This window comes from Aquipseudomonas guryensis (assembly GCF_014164785.1).
Taxonomy (GTDB): Bacteria; Pseudomonadota; Gammaproteobacteria; order Pseudomonadales; family Pseudomonadaceae; genus Aquipseudomonas; species Aquipseudomonas guryensis.
Genome location: NZ_JACJFN010000001.1, coordinates 313,431 through 326,516, shown reverse-complemented (window position 1 = coordinate 326,516; position 13,086 = coordinate 313,431). Strand labels below are relative to the sequence as shown.

The window sequence follows — 13,086 nt, the reverse complement described above, 5'->3', positions numbered from 1 at the left end:
GGCAAAGTAAACCCCGATCATACCCGCATAAACGGAAGCTGCGAAGCAGCAACCTAGAGAAAGCTGACCATGGTTGAAAATAGCGAACTGCGCAAAGCCGGCCTCAAAGTAACCCTGCCGCGCGTGAAGATCCTGCAAATGCTCGACTCGGCCACTTCCGGCCAGCGTCACATGAGTGCGGAGGATGTCTACAAGGCCCTGATGGAGGCTGGCGAGGACGTTGGCCTGGCGACCGTGTACCGGGTGCTGACCCAGTTCGAGGCTGCGGGCCTGGTCGAGCGTCACAACTTCGACGGCGGTCATGCCGTGTTCGAGCTGGCCGATGGCGGTCATCACGACCACATGGTCTGCGTCGACAGTGGCGAGGTCATCGAGTTCTTCGATCCGGAGATCGAGAAGCTGCAGAAAGAGATCGTCAAGCAGCATGGCTTCGAGCTGGTCGATCACAACCTGGTGCTGTACGTACGCAAGAAGAAGTAAGTCCGCCAGAGTCGACAAAAAAGGCGCCCCGCGGGGCGCCTTTTTTCATGTGCGCGATATTCAGCTCTGTGCGCTGGCGACCATCTTGCGCGCGTGCTGCAGGGATTCCTCGGTCAGGTCGAGACCGCCGAGCATGCGCGCCACTTCCTCGACCCGCTGGGCGGTATCCAGGGTGGTCACGGCGGTGCGGGTTTCCTCGCTGCCACGCTGCTTGTGCACGAACAGGTGCTGGTGGCCCTGTGCCGCGACCTGCGGCAGGTGGGTGACGGTCAGCACTTGGCCGCGCTCGCCGAGGCGCCGTAGCAGTTGGCCGACCACTTCGGCAGTGGGGCCGCCGATGCCAACGTCGACTTCGTCGAACACCAGGGTCGGCACCCGTGAAGTCTGTGCAGTGATCACCTGGATGGCCAGGCTGATGCGCGACAGTTCACCACCGGAGGCGACCTTGGCTAGCGACTTCAGCGGCTGGCCGGGGTTGGCGCTGACCAGGAATTCGACCTGCTCCAAGCCATAAGGCTGCGGTTCTTCGGCGCTGCTGCCCTGCAACTGAATGCTGAAACGTCCGCCGGGCATGCCCAAGCTCTGCATCTCGATTTGCACGGCATCGGCCAGGTGCTTGGCGGCCTGCTGGCGCAGTTCGCTCAGCTCACTGGCCTTTTCCTGGTAATGGCGGGCGTAGGCCGCCAGTTCTTCGGTCAGGCGTTCGCTGGCCTGGTCGTCGGCATTCAGGCCTTCCAGTTCTTCCAGTAGACGCTGCTGCAGCTCGCCGAGCTCGGTGGGCTGGATGCGGTGCTTGCGTGCCAGGGTGTAGATGGCGTCGAGGCGCTCTTCGAGGATCTGCTGGCGCTGCGGGTCTGCGTCGAAGTGGTCGATGAAGCGATTCAGTTCACCGACCGCTTCCTCGACCTGGATCTGCGCGCTGGCCAGCAGGTTGCTGGCCTCGCCCAGCGCGCCTGGCTGGCTGCTGAACGCGCCGAGGCGGTTGAGACTGGCGGTCAGGGCCGACAGCACGTTGCCGGCATCGCTCTCGCTGCACAGGTCTAGCACCTGACGGCAGGCTCCGAGCAGCTGTTCGGCGTTGCTCAGGGTCTTGTGTTCCTGTTCCAGCTGTTCCAGTTCGTTGTCGCCGAGGGTCAGATTCTCCAGCTCTTCAAGCTGGTAGCTGAGCAGCTGGTGGCGGGCACGCTGCTCGTCGCTGGTCGAGGTCAGGCGCTGCAATTCCTGGCGTGTCTGGCGCCAGCGCTGGGCGGCCAGTTGTACCTGGCGGGCCAGTTCCTGGCTGCCGGCGTACTCGTCGAGCAGGCGACGGTGGGTGTCCGGTTTGAGCAGTGATTGATGTTCGTGCTGGCTGTGGATGTCGATCAGCAGCTCGCCGAGGGCCTTGAGGTCACCCAGTGGGCAGGGTGCGCCATTGATATAGCCACGCGAGCGGCCTTCGCTGGTGATCACCCGGCGGAGGATGCACGGCCCGTCGTTATCCAGGTCGCGCTCGCTGAGCCAGGTGCGGGCTTCTGGAATGTCGTCCAGATCGAAGCTGGCGAGGATGTCCGCCTTGTCCGCACCGGGGCGCACCACGCCGCTGTCTGCACGATCGCCAAGGGCCAGGCCGAGGGCGTCGAGCATGATCGACTTGCCGGCGCCGGTCTCGCCGGTGATCACCGACATGCCGCGGGCCAGTTCCAGATCCAGGTGTTCGACGATGGCGTAGTTGTGTACGGACAGGTGCGCCAGCATGGAGATCACTCCCAAAAAAATGTGCTGGCTATTTATACAGTGTTTTGTTTTGTCCTGACAATAACCCTTGAAAGCTTGTGTTTGGGCCCCATATAGGCGGAAGAAGCGCGGGCCATGACCCGCTGGCGTATTGATAGGAGGACCCAATGGCTGACGAACAGACTCTCGATCCACAGAATCCGCAGGACAATCCGGCGCCCGAGGCGGCGTTCGGCGAGGATCTGGTTGCGCGCGTGCAATCGCTCGAAGAGCAGCTGGCCGCTGCGCAGGATCAGTCCCTGCGCGTGGCTGCCGATCTGCAGAACGTGCGCCGCCGTGCCGAGCAGGATGTCGAGAAGGCGCACAAGTTCGCCCTGGAAAAGTTCGCCAATGACCTACTGCCGGTAGTCGACAGCCTGGAGCGCGGCCTGGAGCTGTCCAACCCCAACGACGAGTCGATCAAGGCCGTGCGTGAAGGCATGGAACTGACGCTCAAGCTGTTCCACGACACCCTCAAGCGTTATCAGTTGGAAGCGGTCGACCCGCACGGTGTGCCGTTCAATCCGGAGCACCACCAGGCGATGGCCATGGAAGAAAGTACCCATGTCGAGCCGAACTCCGTGCTCAAGGTGTTCCAGAAGGGCTATCTGCTCAATGGTCGCCTGCTGCGCCCGGCCATGGTCGTGGTCAGCAAGGCGCCAAGCGCGCTACTGCCGTCGATTGACGAGCACGCTTGAAATCGGCGCTACAGCCCCCATCTATTAGTACAAGCGATTTAGTGCTGGCGCGGCCAATCCAATCTACGGGCCGCGCAACCAAGGTTAAAGACACAGTTTCGGGAGAGTGAATATGGGCAAGATCATCGGTATCGACCTGGGGACTACCAACTCCTGCGTCGCCATTCTGGAAAACGGTAGCGTCAAGGTCATCGAGAACGCCGAAGGCGCGCGTACCACGCCTTCCATCATCGCCTACGCCAACGACGGCGAGATCCTGGTCGGTCAGGCTGCCAAGCGCCAGGCCGTGACCAACCCGCACAATACTCTGTACGCGGTGAAGCGCCTGATCGGTCGTCGCTTCGAAGAAGACGTGGTACAGAAAGACATCAAGATGGTTCCTTACAAGATCGCCAAGGCCGACAACGGTGACGCCTGGGTCGAAGTGAAGGGCCAGAAAATGGCACCGCCGCAGATCTCCGCGGAAGTGCTGAAGAAGATGAAGAAGACCGCCGAAGACTACCTCGGCGAGCCTGTGACCGAGGCGGTGATCACCGTTCCGGCCTACTTCAACGATAGCCAGCGCCAGGCCACAAAAGACGCCGGCCGCATCGCCGGTCTCGAGGTCAAGCGCATCATCAACGAGCCGACCGCGGCTGCGTTGGCCTACGGCATGGACAAGGGCAAGGGCGACCACACCGTGATCGTCTATGACCTGGGTGGCGGTACGTTCGACGTGTCGGTGATCGAGATCGCCGAAGTCGACGGTGAACACCAGTTCGAAGTGCTGGCCACCAACGGTGACACCTTCCTCGGTGGTGAGGACTTTGACATTCGTCTGATCGACTACCTCGTCGACGAGTTCAAGAAAGAGTCCGGCATCGACCTGAAAGGCGATCCGCTGGCCATGCAGCGCCTGAAAGAGTCCGCTGAAAAGGCCAAGATCGAGCTGTCGTCCGCGCAGCAGACCGACGTCAACCTGCCGTACATCACCGCAGACGCCACTGGTCCTAAGCACCTCAACGTGAAGATTTCCCGCGCCAAGCTGGAGGCCCTGGTTGAAGAGCTGGTCACCCGTACCATCGAGCCGTGCCGCATTGCTCTGAAAGACTCCGGTCTGGACGTTAGCAGCATCGACGAAGTGATCCTGGTCGGCGGTCAGACTCGCATGCCGCTGGTGCAGCAGAAGGTCGCTGAGTTCTTCGGCAAGGAAGCGCGCAAGGACGTCAACCCGGACGAAGCCGTAGCCATCGGTGCTGCGATTCAGGGCGCTGTTCTTGCTGGCGACGTCAAAGACGTGCTGCTGCTCGACGTATCGCCGCTGACCCTGGGTATCGAAACCATGGGTGGCGTGATGACTGCGCTGATCGAGAAGAACACCACCATCCCGACCAAGAAGTCGCAGGTGTTCTCGACTGCCGACGACAACCAGGGCGCGGTGACCATCCACGTGCTGCAGGGCGAGCGCAAGCAAGCTGCGCAGAACAAGTCGCTGGGCAAGTTCGACCTGGCCGAGATTCCGCCGGCTCCGCGTGGCGTGCCGCAAATCGAAGTGACCTTCGACATCGACGCCAACGGCATCCTGCACGTCGGCGCCAAAGACAAGGCCACCGGCAAGCAGCAGTCCATCGTGATCAAGGCCAACTCCGGTCTGTCCGAGGAAGAAATCGAGCAGATGGTGCGTGACGCCGAGGCCAACGCCGAGGAAGACCGCAAGTTCGAGGAGCTGGTCACTGCCCGCAACCAGGGCGACGGCCTGGTGCATGCCACCCGCAAGATGATCACCGAGGCCGGCGACAAGGCCACGGCTGACGAGAAAGCGGCCATCGAGAAGGCGCTGGGCGAGCTGGAAGTTGCCGTCAAGGGCGACGACAAGGCAGTCATCGAAGCGAAGATGAATGCGCTGTCTGAAGTCACTGCCCCGCTGGCCCAGAAGATGTACGCCGAGCAGCCGCAGCCGGGCGCTGCCGCTCAGGGTGCAGATCAGGCTCAGGACGCGGCCGACGATGTCGTCGATGCCGAGTTCGAAGAGGTCAAGGACAACAAGTAAGCCACGGCTTGCTTCCGTTCCAGCCCGCCGAAGCCTGGCTTCGGCAGGTGCGATTCGCCGCGCGGGAGCTTGCTCCCGCGTTGGCGTGTCTGGAGCAGACGAATTTAAAGGTGTTGATGTATGGCCAAACGTGACTATTACGAAGTGCTCGGTGTGGAGCGCGGCGCCAGCGAAGCGGAGCTGAAAAAAGCTTACCGGCGCCTGGCGATGAAGCACCACCCGGACCGCAATCCGGATGACAAGGCCGCAGAAGAGAAATTCAAGGAGGCCAACGAGGCCTACGAAGTGCTCTCCGATGCGAGCAAGCGCTCGGCCTATGACCAGTACGGCCATGCCGGCGTCGACCCACAGATGGGTGGCGGTGGCGGCTTCGGTGGTGGCGGGGCGAACTTCTCCGACATCTTCGGCGATGTGTTCAGTGATTTCTTTGGTGGCGGTCGCGGCGGTTCCCGTGGCGGCGCCCAGCGTGGCAGCGACCTGCGCTACACCCTGGAGCTGGACCTGGAAGAGGCGGTGCGCGGCACCACCGTGACTATTCGCGTGCCGACCCTGGTCAACTGCAAACCGTGCGATGGCTCAGGGGCGAAGAAGGGCACCAGTCCGGTGACCTGTACCACCTGCGGCGGCATCGGCCAGGTGCGCATGCAGCAGGGCTTCTTCTCGGTGCAGCAGACCTGCCCGCGTTGCCATGGCACCGGCAAGATGATCACCGATCCCTGTGGTTCGTGCCACGGCCAGGGTCGCGTGGAAGAGAGCAAGACTCTGTCGGTCAAGGTGCCGGCTGGCGTCGATACCGGTGACCGCATCCGCCTGTCCGGTGAAGGCGAAGCCGGCAGCATGGGCGGCCCGGCGGGCGACCTGTACGTGGTGGTCAACGTGCGCGAGCACGCGATCTTTCAGCGCGACGGCAAGCATCTGTATTGCGAGGTGCCGATCAGCTTCGCCGACGCAGCGCTGGGCGGCGAGCTGGAAGTGCCGACCCTGGATGGCCGGGTCAAGCTGAAGATTCCGGAAGGCACCCAGACCGGCAAACTGTTCCGCCTGCGCGGCAAGGGTGTGGCCCCAGTGCGTGGCGGCGGTGCCGGTGACCTGCTGTGCAAGGTGGCGGTGGAAACCCCGGTCAACCTGGGCAAGCGCCAGCGCGAGCTGTTGGAAGAGTTCCGCAAGTCGCTGGAAGGCGACAGCTCCCACTCGCCCAAGGCCAGCGGCTGGTTCGACGGCGTGAAGCGCTTCTTCGGCGATATTTAAGGAATCGGCTATGCGACGTATTGCAGTGATGGGCGCCGCCGGGCGCATGGGCAAGATCCTCATCGAGGCGGTCGACCAGGCGGATGGCGCCCAGCTGACCGCGGCGGTGGATCGTCCGGACAGCAGCCTGATCGGTGCCGATGCCGGCGAGCTGGCGGCGCTGGGCAAGATCGGCGTGGTGCTGGCGGGTGACCTGAATGCGGTGCTCGATCAGTTCGATGTGCTGATCGACTTTACGCATCCGTCGGTGACCCTGAAGAACCTGGAAGTCTGCCGCCAGGCGGGCAAGGCTATGGTCATCGGTACCACCGGCTTCAGCGTGGAAGAGAAGCAGCAGCTGGCGGAGGCGGCCAAGCAGATCCCGATCGTCTTCGCCGCCAACTACAGCGTCGGCGTCAACCTGTGCCTGAAGCTGCTGGATACTGCGGCGCGTGTGTTGGGTGATGATGTGGATATCGAAATCATCGAAGCCCACCACCGGCACAAGGTCGATGCGCCGTCCGGTACCGCGCTGCGCATGGGTGAAGTGGTGGCTAATGCCCTGGGGCGTGATCTGCAGAAGGTCGCGGTCTATGGGCGCGAAGGTCAGACCGGCGCCCGCGAGCGCGAAACCATAGGTTTTGCCACCGTGCGCGCGGGCGATGTGGTCGGCGATCACACTGTGCTGTTCGCGGCTGATGGCGAGCGGGTGGAAATCACCCACAAGGCCTCCAGTCGGATGACCTTCGCCAAGGGTGCGGTGCGCGCGGCGCTTTGGCTGCAAAGCCAACCGGCCGGGCTGTATGACATGCAGGATGTGCTTGGGCTGAGCTGAGAACCCGCCCAAAATCTGCTGCGCGTCGGTCATGCTGCGTTGAAATCGGGCTCAGAATGCTCATTTACAGCTCGTAAACTGCGCTTCTTCGCCCGATTTCGCCTTGCCTGGCCTTAGCTCGCGAGATTTTGAGCAGGTTCTGCGATAGCGTTTCGGTCCATCCTGGCGGTGGACCGAAAAGGCGTTTTCCTGTAAGCTTCCTGCTTTAGTGTGTCCACTAAAAGTAACGCAGAATGAATCAGATAAAGAAGCGGGGTGACGGTCAATACGTCATCCCGCTTTTTTACAACCTGCGTTTGTGCAAGTTTCAGATCTAAGGGAGGTCTTCTTGACTAAGCCAGCCATACTCGCCCTTGCCGACGGCAGCATTTTCCGCGGTGAAGCAATCGGGGCCGACGGCCATACCATCGGTGAAGTGGTGTTCAACACCGCCATGACCGGCTATCAGGAAATCCTGACCGATCCCTCCTATGCCCAGCAAATCGTCACGCTGACCTACCCGCACATCGGCAATACCGGCACCACGCCGGAAGATGCCGAGTCCAACCGCGTGTGGGCTGCCGGCCTGATCATTCGCGATCTGCCGCTGACCTCCAGCAACTGGCGCAACAAGCAGCCGCTGGACGAGTACCTGAAAGAAAACGGTACGGTCGCCATTGCCGGCATCGACACCCGCCGCCTGACCCGCATCCTGCGTGAGAAAGGCTCGCAGAATGGTTGCATCCTGGCTGGCGCCGACGCCACCGAGGAAAAGGCCCTGGAACTGGCGCGCAGCTTTCCCGGCCTGAAAGGCATGGACCTGGCCAAAGTGGTCAGCTGCACTGAGCGCTACGAGTGGCGCTCCAGTGTGTGGGAACTGAAGAGCGACAGTCATCCGGAAATTGCCGCCAGCGAGCTGCCCTACCACGTGGTCGCCTATGACTACGGGGTCAAGGTCAACATCTTGCGCATGCTGGTCGAGCGCGGCTGTCGCCTGACCGTGGTGCCGGCGCAGACCCAGGCCAGCGACGTATTGGCGCTGAACCCGGACGGCGTATTCCTTTCCAACGGCCCTGGCGACCCCGAGCCGTGCGACTACGCCATCCAGGCGATCAAGGAAGTGCTCAACACCGAGATTCCGGTGTTCGGCATCTGCCTCGGCCACCAACTGCTGGCCCTGGCCTCCGGCGCCAAGACCGTGAAAATGGGCACCGGCCACCACGGTGCCAACCACCCGGTGCAGGACCTCGACAGTGGCGTGGTGATGATCACCAGCCAGAACCACGGTTTCGCCGTGGACGAGCCGAGCCTGCCTGCCAACCTGCGCGCCACCCACAAGTCGCTGTTCGACGGCACCCTGCAGGGTATCGAGCGCACCGACAAGGACGCGTTCAGCTTCCAGGGTCACCCCGAGGCGAGCCCCGGCCCGCACGATGTGGCTCCGCTGTTCGACCGCTTCATCGAAGCCATGGCCAAGCGCCGTTAAGCCTGCCGACTGACCCAAGGATTCGAGTAAGAAACATGCCAAAACGTACAGACATCAAAAGCATCCTGATCCTCGGCGCCGGCCCCATCGTCATCGGCCAGGCCTGCGAGTTCGACTATTCCGGTGCCCAGGCCTGCAAAGCCCTGAAGGAAGAGGGCTACCGCGTCATCCTGGTGAACTCCAACCCGGCCACCATCATGACTGACCCGGCCATGGCGGATGCCACCTATATCGAGCCGATCAAGTGGTCCACCGTGGCCAAGATCATCGAGAAGGAGCGTCCGGATGCGCTGCTGCCAACCATGGGTGGCCAGACCGCGCTGAACTGCGCCCTGGACCTGGAAAAGCACGGCATCCTGGAAAAGTTCGGTGTGGAAATGATCGGTGCCAATGCCGACACCATCGACAAGGCCGAAGACCGTTCGCGTTTCGACAAGGCGATGAAAGACATCGGCCTGGCCTGCCCGGTTTCCGGCATCGCGCACAATATGGAAGAGGCCTACGGCGTACTGGAGAAGGTTGGCTTCCCGTGCATCATCCGTCCGTCCTTCACCATGGGCGGCACCGGTGGTGGCATCGCCTACAACCGCGAAGAGTTCGAAGAAATCTGCGCTCGCGGCCTCGATCTGTCGCCGACCAGCGAACTGCTGATCGACGAATCGCTGATCGGCTGGAAGGAATACGAGATGGAGGTGGTCCGCGACAAGAAGGACAACTGCATCATCGTCTGCGCCATCGAGAACTTCGACCCGATGGGCGTGCACACCGGCGACTCGATCACCGTGGCCCCGGCCCAGACCCTGACCGACAAGGAATACCAGATCCTGCGTAACGCCTCCCTGGCGGTGCTGCGTGAGATCGGCGTGGAAACTGGCGGTTCCAACGTGCAGTTCGGCATCTGCCCGAACACCGGGCGCATGGTCGTGATCGAGATGAACCCACGCGTGTCGCGTTCCTCGGCGCTGGCCTCCAAGGCCACCGGCTTCCCGATCGCCAAGATCGCCGCCAAGCTGGCCGTCGGTTACACCCTCGACGAGCTGAGCAACGACATCACCGGCGGCCGCACTCCAGCCTCGTTCGAGCCTGCCATCGACTACGTCGTCACCAAGATCCCGCGTTTCGCCTTCGAGAAGTTCCCCAAGGCCGACGCTCGCCTGACCACCCAGATGAAGTCTGTTGGTGAAGTCATGGCCATCGGCCGCACCTTCCAGGAATCCCTGCAGAAAGCCCTGCGTGGTCTGGAAGTGGGCGTCTCTGGCTTCGACCCGAAACTCGACCTGAACGACCCGGAAGCCGAGAGCACCCTGCGCCGCGAGCTGACCGTGCCGAGTGCCGATCGCATCTGGTACGTCGCCGATGCCTTCCGCGCCGGCAAGAGCGTCGCGGAAATCTTCGAGCTGACCAACATTGACGAATGGTTCCTGGTGCAGATCGAGGACCTGATCAAGGACGAGGAGCGCGTCAAGACCCTCGGCCTGTCCAGCATCGATCGCGACGCCATGTACAAGCTCAAGCGCAAGGGCTTCTCCGATGCGCGCCTGGCCAAGCTGCTTGGCGTCACCGAGAAAAACCTGCGCAGCCACCGCCACAAGCTGAAAGTGCTGCCGGTGTACAAGCGCGTCGACACCTGCGCCGCCGAGTTCGCTACCGACACCGCCTACATGTATTCGACCTACGAGGAAGAGTGCGAGGCCAACCCGTCGAGCCGCGACAAGATCATGATCCTCGGTGGCGGCCCCAATCGTATCGGTCAGGGCATCGAGTTCGACTATTGCTGCGTACATGCGGCGCTGGCCATGCGTGAAGACGGTTACGAGACCATCATGGTCAACTGCAACCCGGAAACCGTGTCCACCGACTACGACACCTCCGACCGCCTGTACTTCGAGCCGGTAACCCTGGAAGACGTGCTGGAAATCGTCCGCGTCGAGCAGCCCAAAGGCGTGATCGTACAGTACGGCGGCCAGACCCCGCTGAAAATCTGCCGCGCCCTGGAAGAGGCCGGCGTACCGATCATCGGTACTTCGCCTGACGCCATCGACCGCGCCGAAGACCGCGAGCGCTTCCAGCAGATGGTTCAGCGTCTCGGTCTGCGTCAGCCGGCCAACGCTACCGCGCGTAGTGAAGACGAGGCTTTGGCTCACTCCAAGGTTATCGGCTACCCGCTGGTGGTGCGTCCGTCCTATGTGCTGGGCGGTCGTGCCATGGAGATCGTCTACCAGGAAGACGAGCTCAAGCGTTACATGCGTGAAGCGGTGAAAGTCTCCAACGACAGCCCGGTGCTGCTCGACCACTTCCTCAACTGCGCCATCGAAGTCGATATCGACGCGGTGTGCGACGGCGAGACCGTGGTGATCGGCGCGATCATGCAGCACATCGAACAGGCGGGCGTGCACTCCGGCGACTCGGCCTGTTCGCTGCCGCCGTACTCGCTGCCGATGCACATCCAGGACGAGATCCGCGAGCAGGTCAAGAAAATGGCCCTGGAGCTCGGTGTAATCGGTCTGATGAACGTGCAGATGGCTGTGCAGGGCGAGGATATCTTCGTCATCGAAGTGAACCCGCGCGCCTCGCGTACCGTGCCGTTCGTCTCCAAGTGCGTCGGTGTTTCGCTGGCCAAGGTGGCTGCCCGCGTCATGGCTGGCAAGTCGCTGGCCGATGCCGGCTACACCAAGGAAATCATCCCGCCGTACTTCAGCGTCAAGGAAGCGGTGTTCCCGTTCGCCAAGTTCCCTGGCGTCGACCCGATCCTCGGCCCAGAGATGAAGTCCACCGGTGAAGTGATGGGCGTTGGCGATACCTTTGGTGAGGCCTTCGCCAAGGCCCAGCTAGGTGCTAGCGAGATTCTGCCGAACTCCGGTTGCGCCTTCATCAGTGTGCGCGAAGACGACAAGCCGTTCGTCGAGCAGGTCGCTCGCGATCTTATCGCCCTCGGTTTCGAAGTGGTCGCCACCGCTGGTACCGCACGCGTGATTGAGGCCGCCGGCCTGCCGGTACGCCGGGTGAACAAGGTGACCGAAGGTCGCCCGCACGTGGTCGACATGATCAAGAACGACGAAGTCACCTTGATCATCAACACCACTGAAGGCCGTCAGTCGATTGCTGACTCCTACTCCATTCGTCGTAACGCTCTGCAGCACAAGATCTACTGCACCACCACTATCGCGGCGGGGCAGGCGATCTGCGAGGCGCTCAAATTCGGTCCCGAGAAGACCGTGCGCCGGCTGCAGGATCTGCATGCAGGAATTAAGGCATGACCAAATACCCCATGACCGTCCAGGGCGCTCGCGCCCTGGAAGAAGAACTGGCGCATCTGACCAAGGTGGTGCGGCCCAAGCTCAGCCAGGATATTGGTACTGCGCGCGAGCTGGGTGACCTCAAGGAAAACGCCGAATACCACGCCGCGCGCGAGCAGCAAGGTATGGTCGAGGCGCGCATCCGCGATATCGAAGGTCGCCTGCAGAATGCGGTGATCATCGATGTCACCACCATCGCCCACACCGGCAAGGTGATCTTCGGTACCACCGTCGAGATCGCAAACTGCGAGACCGACGAGAGCGTCACCTACCAGATCGTTGGCGAGGATGAGGCCGATATCAAGCTGAGCAAGATTTCCGTTGGCTCACCCATCGCTCGTGCCCTGATTGGTAAGGAGGAGGGGGATGTGGTCACGGTGAAGACGCCGAGCGGTGTGGTCGAGTACGAGATTGTCGAAGTCCGCCATATTTAAGCGTCAGCCACCGCGTGCGGGGGCGATCAGCTGGCAGCTGGCCCAGACCTTCTGGGTCGGTGGCCTGTGGCTGTTGCATTTCGTCATGCTGCCGGCGCTGGAGAAGATCGGTCTGGCGCCGCTGCTGATCGAGACGATCGGCGCGACCCTCAACCCCCTGCTGGTCGGTTTCGCTGCGTTCTGTGCGCTGTTGCAGGTGGCGGTGCTAATGCAGGCCGAAGGCGTGCGCAGTCTCTGGCGCGACATGCGCGGGCAGTTGCTGTTGGCGGTGCTGGGGATGGCGCTGGCGTATTTTGCTGTGCGCGAGTGGCAGCCTGATGCAGCGCGCTGGCTGCTGTTCAACTACCTGGTGCTGGCGTTGTGCGGCGTGCTGCTGGTGTTGCAGCCGCTGCCGGGGCAGCGGGCGGGGCGCTGACTGCCGCTATCAGGCCTGATAGCGGTGGATGTTGGACAGATTCTTGTTGGCCTTGGGGTTCTTGCGGTAGACCAGGGCCATCTTGCCGATGATCTGCACCACTTCGCAGCGGCTGACCTTGCTCAGTTCCTCAATCAGCGCGCGGCGATCGTCACGTTCGGTGATGCGGAACTGCACCTTGATCAATTCGTGATCATTCAGTGCGCGCTCCAGCTCGGCCTGCACGCCTTCGGTCAGGCCGTTCTCGGCGACGATCAATACCGGCTTCAAATGGTGGCCGATAGATTTGAAATGTTTCTTCTGCTCGTTGGTAAGCGCCATGCTCTGATCCTGCGACGGGGAAACTGCCGAAAACGGAATGCGTTTGCGCTGCTTGGGCAAAAGCTGGAAGGTGCGCATGGCGCAGTTTCTCCAACCTGTTTTGCCTGGTCAGGCCTCGCATGCCGAGGTTTTGG

At 62.1% G+C, this 13,086-nt stretch carries 11 protein-coding genes; 9 read left to right on the top strand and 2 right to left on the bottom strand.

Annotation, left to right across the window (positions count from 1 at the left end; translation table 11 throughout):
• Positions 1-69: 69 nt before the first annotated feature.
• Positions 70-480: a ferric iron uptake transcriptional regulator gene (gene fur / locus H3H45_RS01505; RefSeq protein WP_173209422.1), complete on the top strand. Its 411-nt coding sequence runs from the start codon at positions 70-72 to the stop codon at positions 478-480.
• A gap of 60 nt (positions 481-540) precedes the next feature.
• On the opposite strand, the gene recN is transcribed toward fur, so the two are convergent.
• Positions 541-2,214 (bottom strand): DNA repair protein RecN, encoded by a 1,674-nt coding sequence (gene recN, locus H3H45_RS01500; RefSeq protein ID WP_182831992.1) that lies wholly within the window; start codon positions 2,212-2,214, stop codon positions 541-543.
• A gap of 146 nt (positions 2,215-2,360) precedes the next feature.
• Here recN and grpE point away from each other — a divergent pair, with 146 nt between their 5' ends.
• The 8 genes from grpE to H3H45_RS01460 all read left to right on the top strand — a co-directional run bounded on the left by grpE (position 2,361) and on the right by H3H45_RS01460 (position 12,631).
• Positions 2,361-2,930, top strand: a complete 570-nt coding sequence (gene grpE / locus H3H45_RS01495) for a nucleotide exchange factor GrpE (RefSeq protein ID WP_182831991.1) — start codon at positions 2,361-2,363, stop codon at positions 2,928-2,930.
• A gap of 112 nt (positions 2,931-3,042) precedes the next feature.
• On the top strand, positions 3,043-4,959 hold the full coding sequence (gene dnaK / locus H3H45_RS01490) for a molecular chaperone DnaK (protein WP_182831990.1): 1,917 nt from the start codon (positions 3,043-3,045) through the stop codon (positions 4,957-4,959).
• A gap of 120 nt (positions 4,960-5,079) precedes the next feature.
• Positions 5,080-6,207: a molecular chaperone DnaJ gene (dnaJ, locus tag H3H45_RS01485; protein WP_182831989.1), complete on the top strand. Its 1,128-nt coding sequence runs from the start codon at positions 5,080-5,082 to the stop codon at positions 6,205-6,207.
• A gap of 10 nt (positions 6,208-6,217) precedes the next feature.
• The gene (dapB, locus tag H3H45_RS01480; protein WP_182831988.1) at positions 6,218-7,021 is read left to right on the top strand and encodes a 4-hydroxy-tetrahydrodipicolinate reductase; all 804 of its coding nucleotides are present in this window, start codon (positions 6,218-6,220) and stop codon (positions 7,019-7,021) included.
• A 328-nt stretch (positions 7,022-7,349) separates the two neighbouring features.
• On the top strand, positions 7,350-8,486 hold the full coding sequence (gene carA / locus H3H45_RS01475; RefSeq protein WP_182831987.1) for a glutamine-hydrolyzing carbamoyl-phosphate synthase small subunit: 1,137 nt from the start codon (positions 7,350-7,352) through the stop codon (positions 8,484-8,486).
• A gap of 35 nt (positions 8,487-8,521) precedes the next feature.
• Positions 8,522-11,743 (top strand): carbamoyl-phosphate synthase large subunit, encoded by a 3,222-nt coding sequence (gene carB, locus H3H45_RS01470; RefSeq protein WP_182831986.1) that lies wholly within the window; start codon positions 8,522-8,524, stop codon positions 11,741-11,743.
• On the top strand, positions 11,740-12,216 hold the full coding sequence (greA, locus tag H3H45_RS01465) for a transcription elongation factor GreA (RefSeq protein ID WP_182831985.1): 477 nt from the start codon (positions 11,740-11,742) through the stop codon (positions 12,214-12,216). The genes carB and greA overlap by 4 nt, the downstream gene beginning before the upstream one ends.
• Positions 12,194-12,631, top strand: a complete 438-nt coding sequence (locus H3H45_RS01460) for a DUF4149 domain-containing protein (RefSeq protein ID WP_220494106.1) — start codon at positions 12,194-12,196, stop codon at positions 12,629-12,631. Before greA ends, H3H45_RS01460 begins: the two co-directional genes overlap by 23 nt.
• 9 nt (positions 12,632-12,640) lie before the next feature.
• Here H3H45_RS01460 and yhbY read toward each other — a convergent pair whose 3' ends face one another.
• Positions 12,641-12,952 carry a ribosome assembly RNA-binding protein YhbY gene (gene yhbY, locus H3H45_RS01455; protein WP_182831984.1) on the bottom strand — a complete coding sequence of 104 codons (312 nt, stop codon included), beginning with the start codon at positions 12,950-12,952 and terminating at the stop codon, positions 12,641-12,643.
• Between the last annotated feature and the right edge of the window lie 134 nt (positions 12,953-13,086).